The organism is Natrinema gari JCM 14663 (assembly GCF_000337175.1).
GTDB lineage: Archaea > Halobacteriota > Halobacteria > Halobacteriales > Natrialbaceae > Natrinema > Natrinema gari.
Window position 1 is genome coordinate 61777 of sequence record NZ_AOIJ01000063.1, and the last position, 18998, is coordinate 80774.

Annotated in this window: 20 protein-coding genes, 1 tRNA gene and 2 pseudogenes; 9 read left to right on the top strand and 14 right to left on the bottom strand. The window is 62.2% G+C overall.

Translation table 11 applies throughout. From position 1 onward, the window contains the following. Positions 1–4: 4 nt before the first annotated feature. The 4 genes from C486_RS15880 to lrpA1 all read right to left on the bottom strand — a co-directional run bounded on the left by C486_RS15880 (position 5) and on the right by lrpA1 (position 2676). Complete coding sequence (locus C486_RS15880) at positions 5–904, bottom strand: DMT family transporter (protein ID WP_008457886.1); 900 nt, start codon at positions 902–904, stop codon at positions 5–7. A gap of 56 nt (positions 905–960) precedes the next feature. Next, positions 961–1596: a nitrous oxide reductase accessory protein NosL gene (locus tag C486_RS15885; RefSeq protein ID WP_008457890.1), complete on the bottom strand. Its 636-nt coding sequence runs from the start codon at positions 1594–1596 to the stop codon at positions 961–963. A gap of 92 nt (positions 1597–1688) precedes the next feature. Beyond that, a complete protein-coding gene (locus C486_RS15890; RefSeq protein WP_008457893.1) occupies positions 1689–2168 on the bottom strand; it encodes an SRPBCC family protein in 480 nt (159 codons plus the stop codon). A 79-nt stretch (positions 2169–2247) separates the two neighbouring features. Beyond that, positions 2248–2676: an HTH-type transcriptional regulator LrpA1 gene (gene lrpA1, locus C486_RS15895; protein ID WP_007108136.1), complete on the bottom strand. Its 429-nt coding sequence runs from the start codon at positions 2674–2676 to the stop codon at positions 2248–2250. A gap of 153 nt (positions 2677–2829) precedes the next feature. On the opposite strand from lrpA1, the gene C486_RS15900 reads away from it, so the two are divergent. Together C486_RS15900 and C486_RS15905 are read left to right on the top strand one after the other, a co-directional pair. After that, complete coding sequence (locus C486_RS15900) at positions 2830–3144, top strand: hypothetical protein (protein ID WP_008457896.1); 315 nt, start codon at positions 2830–2832, stop codon at positions 3142–3144. Positions 3145–3320: 176 nt separating this feature from the next. After that, positions 3321–4487 (top strand): LolA family protein, encoded by a 1167-nt coding sequence (locus tag C486_RS15905; protein ID WP_008457898.1) that lies wholly within the window; start codon positions 3321–3323, stop codon positions 4485–4487. A 173-nt stretch (positions 4488–4660) separates the two neighbouring features. Here the strand turns inward: C486_RS15905 and C486_RS15910 are convergent, their stop codons facing one another. The 5 genes from C486_RS15910 to C486_RS15930 all read right to left on the bottom strand — a co-directional run bounded on the left by C486_RS15910 (position 4661) and on the right by C486_RS15930 (position 10206). Then, on the bottom strand, positions 4661–5596 hold the full coding sequence (locus C486_RS15910; RefSeq protein WP_008457901.1) for a thiamine pyrophosphate-dependent enzyme: 936 nt from the start codon (positions 5594–5596) through the stop codon (positions 4661–4663). A gap of 3 nt (positions 5597–5599) precedes the next feature. Next, positions 5600–7504 carry a 2-oxoacid:acceptor oxidoreductase subunit alpha gene (locus C486_RS15915; protein WP_008457904.1) on the bottom strand — a complete coding sequence of 635 codons (1905 nt, stop codon included), beginning with the start codon at positions 7502–7504 and terminating at the stop codon, positions 5600–5602. A 946-nt stretch (positions 7505–8450) separates the two neighbouring features. Next, entirely contained in the window at positions 8451–9602 is a 1152-nt protein-coding gene (aroC, locus tag C486_RS15920; protein WP_008457906.1) for a chorismate synthase, read from the bottom strand. 41 nt (positions 9603–9643) lie between these two features. After that, positions 9644–9841, bottom strand: coding sequence for a hypothetical protein (locus C486_RS15925; RefSeq protein WP_008457908.1), 198 nt, complete (start codon positions 9839–9841; stop codon positions 9644–9646). Beyond that, positions 9838–10206 carry an Hsp20/alpha crystallin family protein gene (locus C486_RS15930; protein ID WP_008457910.1) on the bottom strand — a complete coding sequence of 123 codons (369 nt, stop codon included), beginning with the start codon at positions 10204–10206 and terminating at the stop codon, positions 9838–9840. Before C486_RS15930 ends, C486_RS15925 begins: the two co-directional genes overlap by 4 nt. Before the next feature lie 173 nt (positions 10207–10379). Here C486_RS15930 and C486_RS15935 point away from each other — a divergent pair, with 173 nt between their 5' ends. Beyond that, positions 10380–10703 carry a DUF5798 family protein gene (locus C486_RS15935; protein WP_008457912.1) on the top strand — a complete coding sequence of 108 codons (324 nt, stop codon included), beginning with the start codon at positions 10380–10382 and terminating at the stop codon, positions 10701–10703. A 95-nt stretch (positions 10704–10798) separates the two neighbouring features. Next, positions 10799–11779 carry a PLP-dependent cysteine synthase family protein gene (locus tag C486_RS15940; RefSeq protein WP_008457914.1) on the top strand — a complete coding sequence of 327 codons (981 nt, stop codon included), beginning with the start codon at positions 10799–10801 and terminating at the stop codon, positions 11777–11779. A 32-nt stretch (positions 11780–11811) separates the two neighbouring features. Here the strand turns inward: C486_RS15940 and C486_RS15945 are convergent, their stop codons facing one another. From C486_RS15945 to C486_RS15960, 4 genes are all read right to left on the bottom strand, one after another. Further along, on the bottom strand, positions 11812–12222 hold the full coding sequence (locus C486_RS15945; protein WP_008457916.1) for a CoA-binding protein: 411 nt from the start codon (positions 12220–12222) through the stop codon (positions 11812–11814). An 80-nt stretch (positions 12223–12302) separates the two neighbouring features. After that, positions 12303–12935 carry an RAD55 family ATPase gene (locus C486_RS15950; protein WP_008457917.1) on the bottom strand — a complete coding sequence of 211 codons (633 nt, stop codon included), beginning with the start codon at positions 12933–12935 and terminating at the stop codon, positions 12303–12305. 172 nt (positions 12936–13107) lie between these two features. Continuing rightward, positions 13108–13962: a geranylgeranylglycerol-phosphate geranylgeranyltransferase gene (locus tag C486_RS15955; RefSeq protein WP_008457919.1), complete on the bottom strand. Its 855-nt coding sequence runs from the start codon at positions 13960–13962 to the stop codon at positions 13108–13110. A gap of 156 nt (positions 13963–14118) precedes the next feature. Continuing rightward, complete coding sequence (locus C486_RS15960) at positions 14119–14301, bottom strand: DUF7511 domain-containing protein (RefSeq protein ID WP_008457920.1); 183 nt, start codon at positions 14299–14301, stop codon at positions 14119–14121. A gap of 149 nt (positions 14302–14450) precedes the next feature. Between C486_RS15960 and C486_RS15965 the strand changes: the two genes are divergently transcribed. From C486_RS15965 to C486_RS15975, 4 genes and pseudogenes are all read left to right on the top strand, one after another. Next, positions 14451–14525: transfer RNA gene (locus C486_RS15965), tRNA-Arg, on the top strand. Positions 14526–14938: 413 nt separating this feature from the next. Continuing rightward, positions 14939–15070, top strand: coding sequence for a hypothetical protein (locus C486_RS22605; protein ID WP_008457922.1), 132 nt, complete (start codon positions 14939–14941; stop codon positions 15068–15070). A gap of 107 nt (positions 15071–15177) precedes the next feature. Beyond that, positions 15178–15814, top strand: a pseudogene (locus C486_RS20430) (IS6 family transposase). Positions 15815–15879: 65 nt separating this feature from the next. Continuing rightward, the gene (locus C486_RS15975) at positions 15880–16947 is read left to right on the top strand and encodes a glycosyltransferase family 4 protein (RefSeq protein WP_241432517.1); all 1068 of its coding nucleotides are present in this window, start codon (positions 15880–15882) and stop codon (positions 16945–16947) included. An 820-nt stretch (positions 16948–17767) separates the two neighbouring features. On the opposite strand, the gene C486_RS15980 is transcribed toward C486_RS15975, so the two are convergent. Then, the gene (locus C486_RS15980) at positions 17768–18403 is read right to left on the bottom strand and encodes a GAP family protein (RefSeq protein ID WP_008457929.1); all 636 of its coding nucleotides are present in this window, start codon (positions 18401–18403) and stop codon (positions 17768–17770) included. 411 nt (positions 18404–18814) lie between these two features. Here C486_RS15980 and C486_RS22415 point away from each other — a divergent pair. After that, positions 18815–18958: pseudogene (locus tag C486_RS22415) on the top strand (IS6 family transposase); the annotation flags it as partial. Positions 18959–18998 lie beyond the last annotated feature (40 nt).

The following is an 18998-nucleotide window of genomic DNA, read 5'->3' on the forward strand; positions in this document are numbered from 1 at the left end:
CCCGTCAGTCGTTCCCGAGGGACTGCTCTCGCTCGAGCGTCGTCACGGCGACGCCCGCGAGCACGACGATGCCGCCACCGACCGTGATCGCGTCGGGGACCTCCGCGAGCAAAACGAACGCGAGCAGGGTTGCGCCGACCGGCTCGCCGAGCCAGGCCACGCTGACGACGACCGACTCGAGGTGGGCGAGAACCCAGTTGCTCACCGTGTGGCCGAGGATGCCGGGGCCGACGGCCAGACCGAGAAAGAGCAGCCACTCGCGAGTGGGGTAGCCGACGTAGGGGTGGCCCTGCGCGCCGACCAAGAGGAACAGGGCGATCACGCAGGCACCGTAGACGACGGTCACGTAGGGAAACACCGGAACTCGCTGCCGGATCGAGCGACCGGCGAGCGTGTAGCCGGCGACGGTCACCGCGCCAAGCAGGGCGAGGGCGTTGCCGTACGTCGTCGCGCCGGTGAGGGCACCGCTGCCGGCGTCGCCCAGCGACATTGCAGCGGCCCCGGCGATCGCGACGACGATCCCGACTCCAGTCGCACGGCTGATCCGTTCGTCCAAAAGGAGGGCGGCACCGAGCGCGACGAAGACCGGCTGGACCTGCACGATCGTGACGCTCGCGGCGACGCTCGTGTGATTGAGGCTCTCGAACCAGGACGCGAAGTGGATCGCCAGCGCGATGCCGGCCGCGACGGCCCCCACGAGGTCGCGTCGCGAGAGCCGTGCGAAGGCCGCGCGGTGACGGGTGACCGCGATCGGGGCGACCAGTACCGTGGTAAAGAGCACCCGGTAGAAGGCTACGACGGAACTCGGGGCCGCGCTCCAGCGCACCAGAATCGCGCTCGTACTCGCGGCGAACACTGCGACGGCGAGCGCGACCGCCGGTGTCGCCTCGAGGTCTCGGGTCACGTCCGTTTCGACTCGCCCGAGGGATCAAACGGGTTCCGAAACGGGCCGCGGGATCGCTACGCGTCCGGCAGCCGGGTGCCGCGGTAGATCGATGCGAGTTCGAGGTCGACCGCGTCCAGTCCGACGATGATGTCCGTCTCCGGATCGAGGTCCTCGGCCTCCCATCCCTCGAGGAACGCGACGGCGTCCTCGCGATCGGCGTAGGGACGCGGATCGATCCCCATCGGGTCATCGGCGGCCTGCTTGTCGGTGATGAGGACGAAATGGGCGTCAGTCGCATCGATCAGGTCGCCGGTCTCGTAATCGGTCGTCCAAGCCCCGGCGATCGGGGAGTCCGGCGTCGACGAGACGAGATAGGCGAACAGACAGCCAGGCGATTCGACGGTCGCCGCCAGCCCGTTCTCGTGGACGAGTTGCCCGTTCCCGAAATACTGTGTCAGTCCCATGCCACAGACCGCACAGGTGTGCTCGTCCGTGATTTCGACGGGACCCTCGGCCACACCCTCGAGCGTTGGTTCGTACACCTGCGCCGGCGGCTCATCGGTCTCATCCGCCTGTGCCGGTGAGCCATCGGTGTCGTCTCCGCCGCTCCCGGGTCGGTTACCGCCGAGACAGCCTGCGATCCCCGCTGTCGCGCTCGCGCCGAGCAGGCCCAGCAGCCCCCGGCGGTCAAGCCCCTCGTATTCAGCCATGCCCAACTCTATCAACCGAATCGTCAAAACGAGCGTGGTACACCTCTCGAATCCGATCGGCGCGGCACGGGCCCCGACCCAACCCCGCTCGCCTACTCTAAGCGTGCTTTCGCCAACCGATGGCGCGCCCGGAACATGGCCTCGAACCCGAGCCACGAGAGCGGCGCGATCGCGTCGCCGAGTCCGCCCACCGGGAGTTCGTACGCCACGTGATCCCGGAGTCTCGTCCGGTCACCGTCGGCGAAAAAGGAATGCGTGTGTTCCCAGTGGTCGAACGGCCCGTGGACCATCTCGTCGCGAAAGTACGCCGAGCCGTCCTCGCGCTCCCGGGCCGTGATCACCGAGGTCCAGTGCTGGCGCGGTCCCACTCCGAACGGCCGCATCGACAGCGCGACCTCCGAGCCCGACTCGAGCACGGTCGGGTCCGGGTCCCCGTCCGGGCCGATCACACGCTCGACGCGCAGGTGCATCCAGTCCGGAGTCACCGCTTCGAGGCCGGCAATCCGCGAGTTGAACGCCCAGACCTCCTCGAGCGGCGCGTCGACGGTCGTTTCGCGATCGTACGTCTGCATGAACCGTCCGAGCCTACGACGGCCAGCGTGAAAACGTGCGTCCCAACGACGGGCGACGGTGGGGCGACGGCCGAGCGGGTTACTTCAATCGCTCCTGCAGGAAAGACGGATGGGCCGCGGTGACGCCGTCGATCTCGAGCAACTCCTCGGAGATGGTTTCGCCGAGCGAGTCGCCGTCTTCGGCGCGCACTTCCGCCATCAGCATGTGGTCGCCGCTGGAACTGTACAGCGCTTCGACCTCCTCGAGGTCCTTGATCGCCTGTGTTGCCTCGACGTAGCGTTCGCTCGCGACGTCGAGCCCGACCAGTGCGATGGTTTTGCTCGAGAGTTTCTTCGGGTCGATGTCGGCCGAATAGCCGACGATGACGCCCTCCTCCTCGAGTTGGTTGATGTATTTGCGCACGGTCGGTTTCGAGACGTTCGCCCGCTCGGCGATCTCGGCGTAGGACGCTTGGGCGTCCTCCTCGAGAACTTCGAGGATGCGATCTTCCGTCGCCTGGGTACTCATGCGTATACGTTTTGCTCCGGCGGAAAAATATCTTTTGAATACGAAAACGACGGATATCCGAACCGAAGGCGGTGCGAGAACGGACGTGATGTCGGTCGTTCGGACCGGTAATCGGCGGACTTATTCGCCCGGTGGGCCCAGGACCGATACGGAATGGTCGATCCGAATCTCGTCAGTGGCGTGGTCTGGGTCCTCTGTGGGCTCGCAATTCTGGGTCTCGGCTCGCTGATCGCCTTTCGCGGCCGGGTCGACCTGCACGCGAACTACGACGACTCGGTCGACCCGGCACACGTGTCCCGGTGGGCCGGCGGGACGGCCCTGCTCATGGGGGTGCTCGTGGTGGCCTACGGCGTCCGCGAGATCAGGTACGGTTTTCAGCCCCGCCTGCTCGCCGGGCTGGTCGTCGCCTTGCTCGTCCTCAGCTACCTCTCGAAACTGTTCGCCGGCGGGTTCGGTGCTGGTGAGTAACTGCGCGGCGTGTCCTCCTCGCGGAGGCGGCGGCAGGCGTGACCCGCCGAGCACGACACGGCTGCCCGAGCGACGGAGTTACCGCTTCCGATCGTCCGGCTGGTCGATGTTCCGCTCTGCTGTCGCCACGGAACGGACCGACGGGTTAATGACGGTGGACAGATGACTTAGATTACATGTTCGGCAGCGATAGTGACTTCGCCACTGTCCTCCCCGCCGTGGCGCTGGTACTCGTTTTCGTACTCGGAGGGTGCCTTGCACTCCCGAGTGACAACCCCACGCCATCGGATTTCGAGCGTGAGATCACCGCGGCCGAGCCCCCGGACGCGATCACCGCGACGGTCGACGTTCGCCGAACCGTCGACGGCGAGACATCGCAGTACACGGAGGACATCTGGCTTCGTGCCGACGGTGCGAGCCGGATCGAAACCACTGCCGGCGGGACCGAAACGGTCATCGTCGACGATGGCGACCGCCGCTGGCACTACGACGCCACCCACGACTGGGCGACGCGTCTCGAGACCGATCCCACGGCCATGTCGTATCTCGAGGGGCTGTATGCACAGCAAGTGCGGTACCTCGAGCGCTACGAGATCACGGCGGTCGAGGAAACGTCGCTCAACGGCCGGGACGCCTATCACGTCACGTTCGATCCCCCCGCAAACGAGACGATCGAGCGGTCGATCAACGTCCTGATCGACGACACCGAGTACGTCGTGCCGTTGGCGACCAGCGAGCGAGCCCCCGCCGAACGCGCCGCTGATCACGTCGAGGTCTGGTACGATCAGGAGACAATGTTTCCCGTCAAACACGCCGTCGAGGGTGACGGGGTGACACTCGAGCGGACCTATCGAAACCTCTCGGTCGATCCCGGGATCGACGACGACCGCTTCGTGTTCGACCCGGCGACCGACGGAAACGGAACTGCAGTTCGGGACGTTGTACTGCCGACGATCGACTCGTATGACAGTCTCGAGGCGGCCAATCGGACCGTCCCGTTTGCGGTTGCCAAGCTGCCGACCGACGCGGTAACCGAGCCGATCGAACGCGATGAGATAATCAGATACGAGTTCCCCGACGAGAACCGCACGCAGGTCACCGTCCGGTATCGGATGCCGAACGACGAGTCGGTCTCGGTGACGACGAGCGACGGACCGCGGCTGATGGCGACCGGCGGTGATGCGGTCACGCTCGGAACCGTGACGGGGACGATTGCCGAAACTGACGAAGCAACCGAACTGCAGTGGGCCTGTGGTGATCTGTACTACTCGGTGATAGTGAGCAACGCCTTCGAGGATGGGACCGCGCTTCGAATCGGCAAGGCGCTTCCGACCGACTGTTGAGCCGTTCCAATCCGTCCGTTCGCGGCTGCTGTCCGTGGGTTGCTACGAACGGGGCCGGTGCTGTCGCTTGCGGCATCGATCGACTGTGGCTCGCTCTCGACCTGAGCCGGTCGCGCCCGTCTCCGGAACTGTGACGCTTGCAAAAGACGAACCGCGGGACAGTCGGGGGCTGGTTACTTATGACGCTCGAGCAGGTCGTAGCTGCGTTCCCACTCGGCGTCCTCGTCGAAGTAGCGCTCGGCCAGTGGCTGCTCCGGCAGTTCGCCGACGGCGGCTTTCTCTTCCTGGTAGGACGGCCGGTCCTCGTCGACGTAGTAGCGACCGGTCAGGACGGTCCCCTCGTTGAGGACGTCCTCGGTCTCGTGCATCATCTCGGCGGCCTCCTGTCGGTCGGTGACGTCGAAGTCGTAGTCGTCGGACTCCTGAACGTCGATGTACGGGACGTACTGACGCGCGTCCTTGTTCCAGGTCGGACACTGGGTCAGGAAGTCGACGTGCGCGAAGCCGTCGTGTTCGATGGCCTCCGCGATGATCTCCTTGGCCTGGTTCGGGTTGACCGCGGCGGTGCGGGCGATGTAGCTCGCACCGGAGGTCAGCGACTGCGACAGCGGCCGGATCGGCGTCTTCGCGCTGCCGGAGGGCTGGGTCTTGGACTTGTGCCCCTTTGGGCTCGTCGGCGAGGTCTGGCCCTTCGTCAGGCCGAAGATCTCGTTGTTGAACACGATGTAGGTCATATCGTGGTTCTCCCGAGCCGTGTGAACGAAGTGGTTGCCGCCGATGCCGTACCCGTCGCCGTCACCGCCCGCGGCGATGACTTCGAGGTCGGTGTTGGCGAGTTTGGCGGCGCGGGCGACGGGCAGCGACCGCCCGTGGATCGTGTGGAACCCGTAGGTGTCCAGATAGCTGTTCAGTTTGCCCGAACAGCCGATACCGGTGACGGTCAGTACCTCTTCGGGGGTCTTGCCGACTTCCGGCAGGGCCTGTTTCAGGGACTTCAGGACGCCGAAGTCGCCACAGCCGGGACACCACGTTGGCTGCGGTTCGACGCCGGGGGTAAACTCGTCCCGGTCGATCTCGCGGTCCTCTCCGATGGCGTTGAATGCGCTCATAGCTTAGTCACCTGCTGCGGGTTCGATTCGTACCTGTGCGGTCGGTTCGCGGTCCTCGTCGGCGAGGTTGACCTCGTAGCCCTCGACGATTTCGGCGGGCTCGAAGGGGTTGCCGTTGTACTTGAGCAGGCTGGTGAGCTTCTCGCCGAAGCGACCCAGTTCCTTCTGCAGGAGGCCGCGGAACTGCGCCGTGGCGTTCATCTCGACGACCAGCGCCTCGTCGACGCTCTCGAGGAAGTCGGTCACCTCCGCCTCGGGGAACGGCATCATGTCGGAGACGCTGAGACCCTTCACCGAGTGGCCGTTCTCGTTGAGCCGGGACACGGCTTCCTCGACGGCACCCTGACTCGAGCCCCAGGTGATGATCCCGTACTCGGCCGTCTCGTCGCCGAAGTAGGTCTGGGTGGACTCGCGCTCCTCGTCGAGTTCCTCGCGGATCGACTCGAGTTTCTCGAGGCGGCGGTCCATCTGGGCGACGCGGTTGTCGGGGTCCTCGCTGATGTGGCCGACGGGGCTGTGTTCGTTGCCCGTCGCGAGGTAGCGTCCGCCTTTCTGTCCGGGAATCGAGCGCGACGCGACGCCGTTCTCGGCGTCCTCGTAGTTGAATCGCTTGAACTTCCCGGAGTTGTCGTGGGCGGCCTCGCGGAGCTCGGCCTCGGTCAGCGTCGACCCCAGATCCGGCGAGACGTCGCGGTCGAAGAACTCGACGTCGACGTTGGTGTTCTCGCCGGAGAGCTTCTGGTCGTAGACGATGATCGCGGGAATCTGGTAGTCCCAGGCGATGTCGAAGGCCAGTCGCGTCTGTTCGTAGGCCTCTTCGATGTTGCCGGGTGCGAAGACGACCCGCTGGGAGTCACCCTGACTCGTGTAGAGCACGTGCTCTAAGTCGGCCTGTTCGGGCTTCGTCGGCATCCCCGTCGAGGGGCCGGCCCGCATCGCCTCGATCAGGACGACCGGCGTCTCGGTCATCTCGGCGAGGCCAAGCGGCTCGCTCATCAGCGCGAAGCCGCCGCCGGAGGACCCGGACATGGCCTTGACGCCGGCGTGGCTCGCGCCGACCGCGAGCGCGGCTGCAGCGATCTCGTCTTCGACCTGTTCGGAGATGCCGCCCATGTCGGGGAAGTTCTGGCTGAGGATGGTGAACACGTCGGTCCACGGCGTCATCGGGTAGCCGGAGATGAAGCGACAGCCGGCGTCGATCGCACCGTAGGCGATCGCGTTCGAGCCCGACAGCAGGGCTTGCTCGGTCTCGTGGCTGCCCTCTGGGACACGCAGGTCGTGTTCGAACTCGTACTCCTCCCGAGTCGTCTCGTAGGCCTCGTGGAGGATCTCGAGGTTGGACTCGAGAACGTCCCCGCCCATGGCGTCGGACATCAGGTCCTCGATGTGCTCGAGATCCATATCGAGCAGCGCCGCGGTCACGCCGACACCGGCGGTGTTGCGCATGACTTCCCGGCCGTGTTCCCGCGCGAGTCCGCGCAGATCCATCGGGAAGACGTGCCAGTCGTTCTCCTCGGCGCGGGCCTCGAGGTCGATTGCCTCGATGTCCTCGTCGCTGATGAGGCCCTCGTCGTAGACGATGATCCCGCCCTCGCGGAGATCGTCGAGGTTCTCCGAGAGGGGTTTGATCTCTTCGTTTCCGTAGTAGGCTTCTTCCTGCGGATTGCGGGCGAACGAGTCGCCCAGCGAGAGCAGGAAGTTGTAGCCGTCACCACGTGACTGTACCTCGTGGTCTGCGGCTCGGATTTCGACGTAGGTGTGGCCGCCACGGATTCGAGACGGATAGTGGCGGTGTGTGAATACGTCGAGCCCTGAGCGCATCAGCGCCTTGGCAAAATTCTGGCTCGTCGAGTCGATCCCGTCGCCGGAACCGCCCGCGATTCGCCAGATAAGTTCGTCGCTGCTCATAGGTGAATCAGTGGCCAATGGCCAACCGTACTCGGAATTTGCTCCACATAACCTAAAGACTTTGCTATAGATTACCAAGGATCTTTCGTGAAGAATGGACATCCTTTGAAGGATATGTATGAACGGCCATTACTATAGCTGCCAGACGCGTTCATGATTGACCATATTCGCTCGCAGGACGACGCCGTCGGTTCCGGTCGGCTTCTGCGTCGTGCCATTCTGTCCCCTCGCCGCCTGCCGTCTCGGACCTCCCGTGTCCGTCGCAGCAGCAACGGCTCATTTCCGTTCGTCCGCTTCCTCGCAGTATACTGTGTTCCGCATCGCACACCGGACACCGACCGTTCGAGACTCGACTCCGAGACCCATCCCGACGCCACCCACGGACTCGAGGCGATCACAGGGGTCGTCTCCGCGCCGTGACATGTCAACAGTCGAAACGGCAGCGGGGAGGGGTGGAAGCCTCCGCTATCGTCACGGCCGGACTCGATGCCGGCGGCCGCTCGGTCGGCCTCGGCCGTGGCTTGCGGTCCAACGCATCGGTCCGGATCGGTCGACCCCACGACGCGGCCGCTCGAGCAAGTACGGCGAGATGCGCCCTGGGGGGAATCCCTCGCCGATCCCGCCGCCGTCCTCGAGCAACCCGACACGGAGCGCCCTCCCAGTCGGGTTCGACTCGAGAACGCACCTCGGACGCGTTGCTCTCCGTTTCGAGCGAACGGACTGTCGGGCGAGACGTTTATGTCTCGGGAGCGGATACGCAATCATGGCTTCGACCTATCCGGGTTGGAAGCCACGTCTCGGGTGTGTCCGCACCCGGGACATTTCAGCGCATGTCCCCTGCGACTGTTCTGGAGACGACGGCTTCCAGCGGAAACTATCACCCAGAAGGACTTATATCTAGTGGCGAGCGGCTGGAACGATTCCGACGGGGACGGGTCGAGACGCGTTACTCGTTGCGCGGATTGCTCGGATGGTAGTCAGTATCGTACTCGCCGGGCTGATCGTCGACGCGATCGGGGTTGATCCGGCCCGACAGGAGCATGAAGTCGACCAGCGTGAGCGCGAGCATCGCCTCGACCACGGGAACGCCGCGGGGCGGCAAGACCGGATCGTGGCGGCCGATGACCTGCTCCTCTTTGCGTTCGCCGGTTTCCCAGTCGGCGGTCTGCTGGGACTTGGGGATCGAGGTTGGCGCGTGGAGCGTGACTTCGCCGTAGATCGGTTCGCCGGAGCTGATGCCGCCTTGAATGCCGCCGTGATCGTTCTCGACGGGCGTCGGGTTGCCCTCGTCGTCGAACTCCCAATCGTCGTTTCGTTCCTTGCCGGTCCACTCGCGGGCCTCGCGGCCGAGGCCGAACTCGAAGGCCGTCGCCGCCGGCACCGCCATCATCGCCTGCCCGAGCCGCGCCGACAGCGAGTCAAAGCGCGGCGCGCCGAGGCCGACCGGCACGCCTTGGGCCTCGAAGTAGATGCTGCCGCCGATGGAGTCGCCCTCCTCCTGGTACTCCGCGATCCGCTCTTGCATCCGCTCGGCGGTCTCGGGGTGTGCACAGCGGACGTCGTTCTCCTCCGAGTGCTCGAGAATGTCCGCGAAGCTCACCTCGGGCGCTTCGATGTCGTCGATCTGATTGACGTGGGCCTTGAGTTCGATCCCCTCCCGCTCGAGGAGTTTCTTCGCGATCGCGCCCGCGGCGACCCAGTTGACCGTCTCGCGGGCCGAGGAGCGACCGCCACCACCCCAGTTTCGCGTCCCGAACTTCGCCGAGTACGTGAAGTCGCCGTGGCTTGGACGGGGCGCGGTGATGAAGGGTTCGTACTTGCCCGAGCGGGCGTCCTTGTTCTGGATGACCAGCCCGATCGGCGTCCCCGTCGTGTAACCGTCCTGCGTCCCCGACTTGATCGAGACCGCGTCGGGTTCGCCGCGGCTGGTCGTGATCATCGACTGGCCCGGCTTTCGGCGGTCCAGGTCTGCCTGAATGTCCTCCGCGGAGAGTTCGAGGCCGGCGGGACAGCCCGAGACCGTACAGCCCATCGCCTCCCCGTGGCTCTCGCCGAACGTGGTCACCTGAAAGAGGCGACCAAAGCGGTTGCCGTTCATTACCACGTCCTCTGGGACGCGGCCACTTAGCGGTGCAGGATTCACGCGAGAACGGCCGCAGCCGCATCGGCGCTCGCGGTTCGACCCGTCGTAATCGCCTGCGCCACTCCGTGGGAGGTGATCCCCCGCACGGGACAGCAACGCGTTTCGCGCAGCAATGCCGCCGATGACGGGTCGTGGGCCCACCACCGACGGCGCTCCTCGAACCCGACGACCGCGAGGTACCGGCGATCCGTCACCCCTCGAGTGGAATCTCCGTGCCCTGCGCGGTCGAGTCGGCCGTCGGCAGCCGGACTTCGAGCACGCCGTTCGTGTACTCGGCGGCGATCCCCTCGTCGTCGACCGTCTTGGGGAACCGGAACCGACGGTGGTAGGTCTTCTTGCGCCCGCGGTTCTCGTCGGTATGGTCCGCGGCGACGTTCAGCATGCCGTCGTCCCACGCCAACGCGATCTCATCGGTCTCGAAGCCCGGCATGTCGATCGTGAGGACGAACTCGTCGTCCTCCTCGTACAGTTCGTAGTCGCTCCCGCCGGTAGTCCCGAATAGCTGGGACGGGATGTCGAGACCTTGCAGCCAGGTGCTGGGTGTGCTCGCTCGCACCATTGCTGATCACCTCGCGTACAGTTGTTGCTTGTCCATGGTTCGTAATAAATCTGTCGTACTATGGGGTTGACTAACATAGTCTCGTTCAGCACGAAGTGACGGCCACGGCTCGGCGACGTTCTCGAGGGCGGTGGAGGAAAAGGCCCATTAGTACGTCGACACATCGTCTACCCATGGGACTCGGCAGCACTGCGAAGAAGATTCAGACCCTTTCGGATCGGGCCGAAGCGATGTACAAGCAGGTAAAGAAGCTCCAGCAGCGGATCACCGGACTGGAAGAGGAGATGGACGAAACCCACACCACGGTCACGCGTCTGGACCACCAGCTCACCGAACAACGCGCGCTCTTGCTCGCAATCGCCGACGAGCAGGGGCTCGACGGAGAGCAGATTTTGGCCGACGCAGCGATCGACGAAGCCGAACGCGACGGTTCGACCGAGGCCGACGACGGATCGGCGGCCGCGGAAGACGGGGCGACCGACACGACGGCCGAATAGCGTCCACACCGCGTCAAGCGCCGTTTGACCCCGGTCGTGTCTCCTGATTTCCCGCTGCGAAAAGCCTAACAACGCGGGCAACTTTTGCCGAAGCGATGACGACCCACGACGAGCCGGTGGACTCGGTGCTCGAGACGATCGGCCGAACCCCGCTCGTGCGGCTCCAAGACGGACCCACGGACGTACCGATCTACGCGAAACTCGAGTCGTTCAACCCCGGAGCGAGCATCAAAGACCGGATCGGACAGTACATGCTCGAACGGATGCTCGAGCGCGGCGATGTCTCGCCGGGCGGGACGATTATTGAGCCGACGGCCGGCAACACGGGTATCGGGCTGGCGGTCGCGGCCGGACAACTGGGATTGGACGCGATCTTCGTCGTCCCCGAGCGGTTCAGTCAGGAGAAACAGCAGTTGATGTCGGCACTCGGCGGCGAGGTCATCAACACCCCCACCGAAGACGGGATGGATCGCGCGATCGAGCGCGCACACGAACTCGCGTCGGAACTCGACAACGCGGCCGTTCCCCAGCAGTTCTCGAATCCGCTGAACACCGAGGCACACTACGAACTGACGGCTCCCGAAATCTTCGACGCACTGGACGGAGCGGTTGGTGCGGTCGTCGCCGGCTGTGGGACCGCTGGTACCCTCATGGGGATCGCCCGTTACGCCCTCGAACAGGACCCCGAAACCCACGTCGTCGCCGTCGAGCCCGAAGGGTCCGTCTACGGCGACCTCATCGGTGAGGACCGCGACGAGGGCGAGTACAAGACCGAAGGGATCGGCACGCACGATACCGATACCAACGAACTGTTCGATCCGGAACTGGTCGACGACATCGACGCCATCCCGGATCGGGACGCCCACGCCGAACTCAAACGCCTCGCTCGCGAGGAGGGCCATCTCGTCGCCTCGAGCGCGGGGGCTGCGAGCGTGGCCGCGAAACGAGTCGCTCGCCGAATCGACGATGGCGACCTCGATGTCCCCCACGAGACGGTCGTCACGCTGTTCCCGGACTCGAGCGAACGCTACCTCTCGAAGGGCATCTATCGCTCGTTCGAGGAGTGGTCGTCGTAGCGTCGCCCGTCGGCCGAGCGTCGAACACCCGTCTAGGCGACGAGCCGTCGGTGTTGGACTTTCATACATCGGTCCTGGACGACACCCCGACCCTCGGCCTCTGCGCGGGCCGCCGCCTCGTCGTCGCGAATCCCCTGCTGGGTCCAGATGACCGCCACGTCATCGCGCTCGAGGGCCGCATCGACGATCTCGCTGACCTCCTCGCTGGGCCGGAAGATACAGACCACGTCGATCGCCGCGTCGACATCGGCCAGCGAGTCGACCACCTCGCGGCCGAAAATCTCGTCCGCGTAGGGGTTGACCGGGATCACGTCGTAGCCGTGCTCGAGCAGGTACTTCGGCACGTCGTGGGCCGCTTTCCCGGGCGTACTCGAGCAGCCGACGACGGCGATCGTTTCGTACTCGAGGATCTCCGCTATCTCCGCCGTGGATTCGACTGGCATACGCGAGCGTACGGGGTCAAGCGCTAAACGTCTCGGGGTCCGAGATGGGGCGGCGTGGCCGCGGACCGCCGTCTCGATCCTTACGTCGACAACCCGGCCGTCCGGATCGCGGGCTCTTCGCCGTCGGCCGTCTCCTCGAGTTCGATGACGGCATCGAAAAGCTGTTTGAGCGTGTTCATCGTCTGATCGTCGTGAGACGTCGAGTCGATGACGTAGATGCCAAGCGCATCGGCGCTCTGAATCCGGCCGGTAAACACGTGGAGGAACCGGAAGACAGTCTGGAGATCGGAGTACATCAGCAGCGTCGAGACGGAGTGGAGGAGGACGCGATTTTCGGTGTGGCCGCGGGTCTCGTAGAACTCCTGGAGGAATTCCGAGAGCTTGATCCCGATTCCGGTCATGTCGACGGGCGAGGAGGCGTACTTGATCCGCGGATCGTCGTCCGTCGTTCCGATGCCGCGCTGTTTCGTGACGCAGTCGACGACCCCAACATCCGGTTCGACGCCCTCGGCGAGGTGGTCGTCGAAACTCTTGAGGACCTTGTCGGCGCTGTCCTTCGTGGTGACGACGATCGACCCGTCACCGCGGTTTGCGCCGCTCCCGAGGATCTCGAACGCGATCCGTCGCTTCCCCGTCAGTGGCGGGCCCGCAACGAGTACGTTTGTCCCCGGCTCGAGTTCGGCGTCCGGAAGGACATCTGCGAGGTCATACATACGGGATACTCACATCGCCGTGGCGACGAGCTGGTACCACAGCCCACTCCGAAAGCCGGCGCGTTGTATGGAAATACGCAAAGCGGCTTATAGTACTTTTGATTATAAAACACACTGGTCACGTATACAGGCGGGACGAACCCGTCTTTCGTCGGCACTGTCTTTGTCCATGTCATACCGGCAGCGAAACCTCGAGGGCGGCACGGCCGACGATAAACGCCAGCGAGGCGAGGAACATCCCGTACTTGAGACGCGATTGCCCGGCGGTCGGATCCGCGAAACTCTCGTAGGCCGCGGCGAGCATGACGGCATCGGCCGGCACGACGACCAGCAGGTAGGCGACGCCGAACTCCCCGCGGAGGAACGGGACCGGGCTCGCGACGACCGCGAGGACGAGGAGAACAGCGGCCACGACGAGCGCGCGGCGTTCCCCGATCGCGATCGGGAGCGTGTTCAACCCTTCCTCGCGGTCCCCCTCGATGTCCTCGACGTCTTTGATGATCTCTCGAGTCAGCGTCGCGGTCCCCGCGAGTACGAACAGGACGACCGCCGGGCCGATCTCGCCGACCGCCGCAGCCCCGAAGAGAAACGTGCTTCCGACCAGATAGGCCACGAGCGCGTTTCCGAGACCGGGCAGCCCCTTGAAGACCTCGGTGTACGCGATCAGCGCGAGGAGATTGACGGCCGCGATGGCGATCGCCAGCATCGGCAGCGTGAGCGCAAGCGCGACCGCTCCGGCAAAGAGGACGACGCTAAAGACGAGCGCACCGCGCGGACTTACCGCACCACGAGGAATCGCCCGCTCGGGCTGGTTGATCCGATCGATCTCCCGATCGAAGTAGTCGTTGATCGCGTTTCCCGCACCGACCGCCAACCCCGTGGCGGCGACCGCCGCGACGACCGCCACCGGTTCCTCGCCCACCCCACCCGCAACGAAGGCCCCGATAAACGTCAACACGCTCGCCGCGATCACGTTCACCGGCCGCGTCAACTCGAGCATCCCGCGACCCGTCTCGCCGACAGTCATACGCGGGACTGATCATGCGTGGTGGTTAAACGGTCCGGTCCGCCGTCGTTGATTCTGGACAGTCACAGTCGACATGACGCTCGAGACCGATCGAACGGCGACGAGAACACGGCTCGCCTGGACCGCCTGCCTCGACCGACATCACATGCCGGCGTTTCAGCGCCACTCCTCGAGATCACAGAGCACGTCGCCCTCGACCTCGAGCCACTTGCTCACCCGCTCGTCCCCGCTGGCGTCCGCGGGCACGGCCGTCCAACTCCCCTCGTCGTCCGAGAGGAGCTCGAGCGGCGTCGCACGGGCCTGCGCCTCGTCTGAAACGGTGGCGTCGGTGTCCGTCATGACACGGGTAGCAATTGGAACTACATAACAAAGACCCCCGACGCCAATTATCATCGGCTGAGAACAACCGGACGGTGAGTGTGTCGTTCCCTGTCGAAATCGGTTCGAATCGTGTGACTTATACGGAACCGACCGGAATAACACGATGCGGGCGCTTAGCTCAGTCTGGACAGAGTACTTGGCTTCGGACCAAGCTGTCACGGGTTCAAATCCTGTAGCGCCCATCCTGTTCCTGCCCGTTTCGGGACTAATCTTACTTGGCTAATAGAGTGTCTGAGGTTCCTGTATTCGGCGCTTCAGCCTGTTCTAAATCGGGGGTCTAAATCGGATACAAGGCGGAAACCACTTGCGGACCCGTTACGTCGGGCGTTTTCTTTCGCAAACGCGGGGTGGTCGCCGTGACGCTCGAGGACCTTCTGAGCGAGATTGACGCAGATGAACTACAGCGTCGACTTAAGCAACACCCTCAGCCACAGACACCTCGCGAGTTCGAATGTCCGGAGTGTCTGAGCCGCTGTACTCACCTCACTGACGGTCACTCGGAAGCCGGACACAAGCGCGGCTGCTCGCGTCGAATGCAGCGAACCGGCGCAGAGCGGGTCGCTCCGGCGCTCACTGACGGCGGGGAGGTGGAGCGATGACGGCCGAGTTCGTTCGCGCGAGTCGGCTGTACGATGTCGAGACTCGGACCCCCATCGCCCATCCAACCTATCAAGCGACTGAGTCCGACGTTCGTCGAGCCCTCGAGAACGGGGGTGGCTCGGCGTGACGGTCTCCGTTCACCAGACCGAGCTCGGCTACGAGTACGTCCGGTGCCGCGTTGGGGCGCTGTTTCGTTAAGCGTGAAAAGTGAGGCGGTGCGATTTTATGGTGTCCATGCTAAAAATCGACCGGCTCAGCGGGTGTCGCGACTGGGTTGATTTGAGTTTTGTGGAGTGAGAGCGGACATCGCGCCAGTTGATGGAACTTGGTATTCGACTCCACCTTGCGGGACTATCGCTTTCGAATACCGTTCGGGAATTGGAGCAGTCCGGTGTCGAACGCAGTCGAAAGGCTGTTCACGATTGGGCTCACAAGTGCGGTCTACAGCCAGCTGCTGACGAGAAGCCGAATCACATCGTGCTCGACGAGACGGTGATTCAACTTGACGAACATCGCTATTGGCTGTACACTGCTGTTGATCCAGAGGCGAACAAGATTCTCCATATCCGGCTGTATTCGACGACTACGACCGTGTTGACGGAACGGTTCTTGCAGGAACTCTCCGAGAAACATACTCTCGACGACGCCGTGTTTCTCGTCGATGGAGCAAAGCATCTCCAAACTGCACTCCGCCGATCCGGACTCTGATTTCGATACGAAAAACATGGAAATCGAAACGCTGCTGAACGAGTGTGCTGAGTGACAAAAACGTCGTACCTCTTCGTTTTCAAACTGCTTTAGTCACGCAAAACCGTCAGCAGCAGAATCGTGGCTTCAGGCCTTCACCGTCTGGCACAATGCTACAAACTAAACACGACCTGTAGACCTTAGAGTTCCCAAAAGGAATTTGAAGTGTGTGTGTACATTTGAGAGAGTATGTCGAAAACTGAACCGTCCGTAACCCATCTTCCAAACTACTCTCACGGGAATCCATATTTGCAGAATCTCACAAGTGGTATCAAATCGAACGGAGTCAACGCAACGGTGGTCGGAGACGATTACACGTATATCTTTAGTCTATTCCGGGCGTCACGAAATGCAGATATCGTCCATATCCACTGGCTTGAAGGATTGTATAAAGGATCGAGCAAGTACGAGACACTTATCAAATCTCTACTCTTGCCGATTGACCTGTTACTCGCACAATTACTTGGCATCCCGATCGTCTGGACAGTCCACAATATCAAACCGCATGATACCACCTACCCCCGATTGTATGGGGTATTAGGGCACCTCTTTTCCAGAGTGGCTACAACGATCCACGTCCACGATGAGTCGACAGTCGCTGAGATTATCAGCTCGTACCGACTTCCAACCTCGGTTCGTCAGAAGTGTGAGGTTATCCCGCACGGAAACTACATCGAGAACTATCCAAATGACGTAGGGCAAGGCGAAGCGCGATCTCAATTAGAGGTTGGCAGTGACGAGACCGTGTATCTATTTCTTGGGCTTATCCGGCCGTATAAAGGTGTGACAGAACTCATCAAATCATTCAACACGCTCGAAGAGAGCAACTCACGGCTGATTATCGCAGGCAAGCCCGAGTCGAAAGAGTACAACGAACAGCTCACACAACTCGTTGCTGGCGACGATCGGATTGACTATCGGCCAGAGTTCGTCCCTGGGGAAGAGCTACAACTGTACTTTAATGCCGCCGATGTTGCAGTCTTCCCATTTCGGTCTGTCCTAACTTCGGGGAGTGTTCTACTTGCACTTTCGTTTGGCTGCCCAGCAGTTGTCCCTCGGATCGGGAATGTTGGTGAATTGCCTCAAGGAACGATAACTTACGATCCAGTCGGCGAAAGCGTACTTGAAGGACTACGGAAAGCCACCGATGAAGATTTATTGGCACTGGGCGATGAAGGACGGGCGTTCGCTGAGCGCGTTGACTGGGGATCGATCGGCGATCGAATGGTGTCCGTCTACCGGAAATCTCTCTCGTAACGAGAGATAGAAAACATACGTACACTATCCGCAACTGAGTAATACTGAAGTGCGATCTTGGACAGCCTTTCTAACTGACCTCTGGCCCACTCGTGCTATCCGCTCACCCCTAATCGTCTGTTCGGCGAGCAAACACAATATCGCCTGCTATATGGTGTCCATTAGATGTAATTACTCACTTTTGGAAGCGAGAGTTGGTCAAGGGTAGTGTGGACGCCCGTTCGAAGTGGGGAGGAGAGGCTTGCGGCCATGCTCATCAACTACTGAGGGGCGTTGATCACTAATCCAGTCATCTAACAGTTCACAGATGTCGGTCAAGAGTGCGATGAGCCGATGAGCCTCTTCTGCATTTTTGATTGGGGTCCCCGTTTCAGCTCGGTGGACGACCTCGAGATACTGCTCGTTCGCATTATAATCGGAGAGATCGAGCGCGCAGACTGCTCCGATACGCATCATCGTATGCCAGAGGAGAGACAGGGCGACGTGAGGCCGTGATGCGTACTCGTACTTCCGGAGGTTTCCGAGAACATCTTCAGCACACCGATGAGCCGTGACTGCAAGACGGCGTTTATCGGCAACAGGAGAATCTAGGTGAGAACGGCTAGCATCGGTTCGACGGCTGCAACGCCGATTGAGCGGCCGAATACCAGTGGTGAAGCAAGAAATCGAGCCTCCTGGATGCGTTCGATGGGTCAACCCAGGCGGATTTCGCATTACGGTACACCTTGACCAAGTGTACTGATGCAGAGAGACACGTTCTTCACGTAACTGTGCCTCAAGAGTGGTCGCATCAGTTTCGTCTCGTCTGTAGAGACACGTCTTATCCGAGGAGGTTCTGGAGCGTCAGGACGACGAACAGTGCGATCACCACCTCGGAGATGATCCACGAGTTGTCGTTCATCCAGTCGCGAATCTTCGGGAGTGCGGTCTCTGCTCGCTTGCCCAGGACGAGCACGCTGAGTGACGGAAGCGCCAAGATGAAGAGTGTGAGCAGGACGAACCCGGCTGCGTCCGTGACCGGGTCGCCGTTCGCCGCAAGGTAGGTTCCGACGCTAATTGAGGTGACGATGTCGGTCGGGAAGACTCCCAACAGGAGGAACCCCAGTCGAAACGAGAACCGCGGTGATGCGCTGGTCAACCTGCCCATCCATTTCGGCGGTTCGGACACGTTCCGCTTTCGGTAGGTTGCCACCGCCGCGTAGAGGAGGAGGACGAGGACGACGAGGAAGAGCAGTTGCTGCCCGGTCGTCCCTAACAGGCCGCCACCACCGCCGCCGAGATTGCTTCCGAGGAGGTATGCGACGACGATGATAAGACTGATCGAGAGAGACGCGCCGAAGACGTACGCCGCAGAGTTCTTCCGCCACTGGTCGCTCGTGGCGAGGAAGATGGGCGAGAGTATCTGTGGACCCGCGATCATTACGATGGCCAACGGGAGAACCTCAACGAGGCTCATGGCTGGAACTCACCGGATTTGATCCGCTTTCGCCGTCGCGGCATTCTATTTGTCGCAGTAATCCATCGGATATCATTGTGGGTGTGTCGTGAGTTCGTTCGACTCGGCTGCTGAGAGCCGTCCAACGAGCGTTTCGTCTTCGCTGAGAGATAGACCGACAGTCCTATTTAATGTTGTCGTGTAAACATTTTTCACTGTTTTACTTTATGATCGGTGCGGTACCTAATTGCGCTAAGGAGATCTGAACACTCGCACCACAAAATCCGATCGGATCGCGGCGTTAGATCCGTTGAAGTGGACGATCTCTGGCATGAACCACCAAATCACACCGCCTCATCCTAATCTGAACAGCGCCCTCCTTCGTTAAGCGTAAACAGTGAGACGATTCGATTTTCCGGTGTCAATGCTGACAATGGAACTCGAAACGCTGCTGAAATTGTCATCCCATATATAGAATAGCATATCTCTTCGTTCTCAAACTGTTTTAGTCACTCAAAACTGCCAACAGCAGACTCGTGGCTTCAGGTCTTCGCCGTCTCGCACACTGCTACAAACTACACACGACCGTCACGAGAGACCCGGCAGAATGCGTGTC

Excerpts from the sequence above, each read along its gene's own strand:
- C486_RS15885 (WP_008457890.1), bottom strand. The coding sequence starts at position 1,596 with ATGGCTGAATACGAGGGGCTTGACCGCCGGGGGCTGCTGGGCCTGCTC.
- C486_RS15890 (WP_008457893.1), bottom strand. The coding sequence starts at position 2,168 with ATGCAGACGTACGATCGCGAAACGACCGTCGACGCGCCGCTCGAGGAG.
- lrpA1 (WP_007108136.1), bottom strand. The coding sequence starts at position 2,676 with ATGAGTACCCAGGCGACGGAAGATCGCATCCTCGAAGTTCTCGAGGAG.
- C486_RS15900 (WP_008457896.1), top strand. The coding sequence starts at position 2,830 with ATGGTCGATCCGAATCTCGTCAGTGGCGTGGTCTGGGTCCTCTGTGGG.
- C486_RS15905 (WP_008457898.1), top strand. The coding sequence starts at position 3,321 with ATGTTCGGCAGCGATAGTGACTTCGCCACTGTCCTCCCCGCCGTGGCG.
- C486_RS15910 (WP_008457901.1), bottom strand. The coding sequence starts at position 5,596 with ATGAGCGCATTCAACGCCATCGGAGAGGACCGCGAGATCGACCGGGAC.
- C486_RS15915 (WP_008457904.1), bottom strand. The coding sequence starts at position 7,504 with ATGAGCAGCGACGAACTTATCTGGCGAATCGCGGGCGGTTCCGGCGAC.
- aroC (WP_008457906.1), bottom strand. The coding sequence starts at position 9,602 with ATGAACGGCAACCGCTTTGGTCGCCTCTTTCAGGTGACCACGTTCGGC.
- C486_RS15930 (WP_008457910.1), bottom strand. The coding sequence starts at position 10,206 with ATGGTGCGAGCGAGCACACCCAGCACCTGGCTGCAAGGTCTCGACATC.
- C486_RS15935 (WP_008457912.1), top strand. The coding sequence starts at position 10,380 with ATGGGACTCGGCAGCACTGCGAAGAAGATTCAGACCCTTTCGGATCGG.
- C486_RS15940 (WP_008457914.1), top strand. The coding sequence starts at position 10,799 with ATGACGACCCACGACGAGCCGGTGGACTCGGTGCTCGAGACGATCGGC.
- C486_RS15945 (WP_008457916.1), bottom strand. The coding sequence starts at position 12,222 with ATGCCAGTCGAATCCACGGCGGAGATAGCGGAGATCCTCGAGTACGAA.
- C486_RS15950 (WP_008457917.1), bottom strand. The coding sequence starts at position 12,935 with ATGTATGACCTCGCAGATGTCCTTCCGGACGCCGAACTCGAGCCGGGG.
- C486_RS15955 (WP_008457919.1), bottom strand. The coding sequence starts at position 13,962 with ATGACTGTCGGCGAGACGGGTCGCGGGATGCTCGAGTTGACGCGGCCG.
- C486_RS15960 (WP_008457920.1), bottom strand. The coding sequence starts at position 14,301 with ATGACGGACACCGACGCCACCGTTTCAGACGAGGCGCAGGCCCGTGCG.
- C486_RS22605 (WP_008457922.1), top strand. The coding sequence starts at position 14,939 with ATGACGGCCGAGTTCGTTCGCGCGAGTCGGCTGTACGATGTCGAGACT.
- C486_RS15975 (WP_241432517.1), top strand. The coding sequence starts at position 15,880 with ATGTCGAAAACTGAACCGTCCGTAACCCATCTTCCAAACTACTCTCAC.
- C486_RS15980 (WP_008457929.1), bottom strand. The coding sequence starts at position 18,403 with ATGAGCCTCGTTGAGGTTCTCCCGTTGGCCATCGTAATGATCGCGGGT.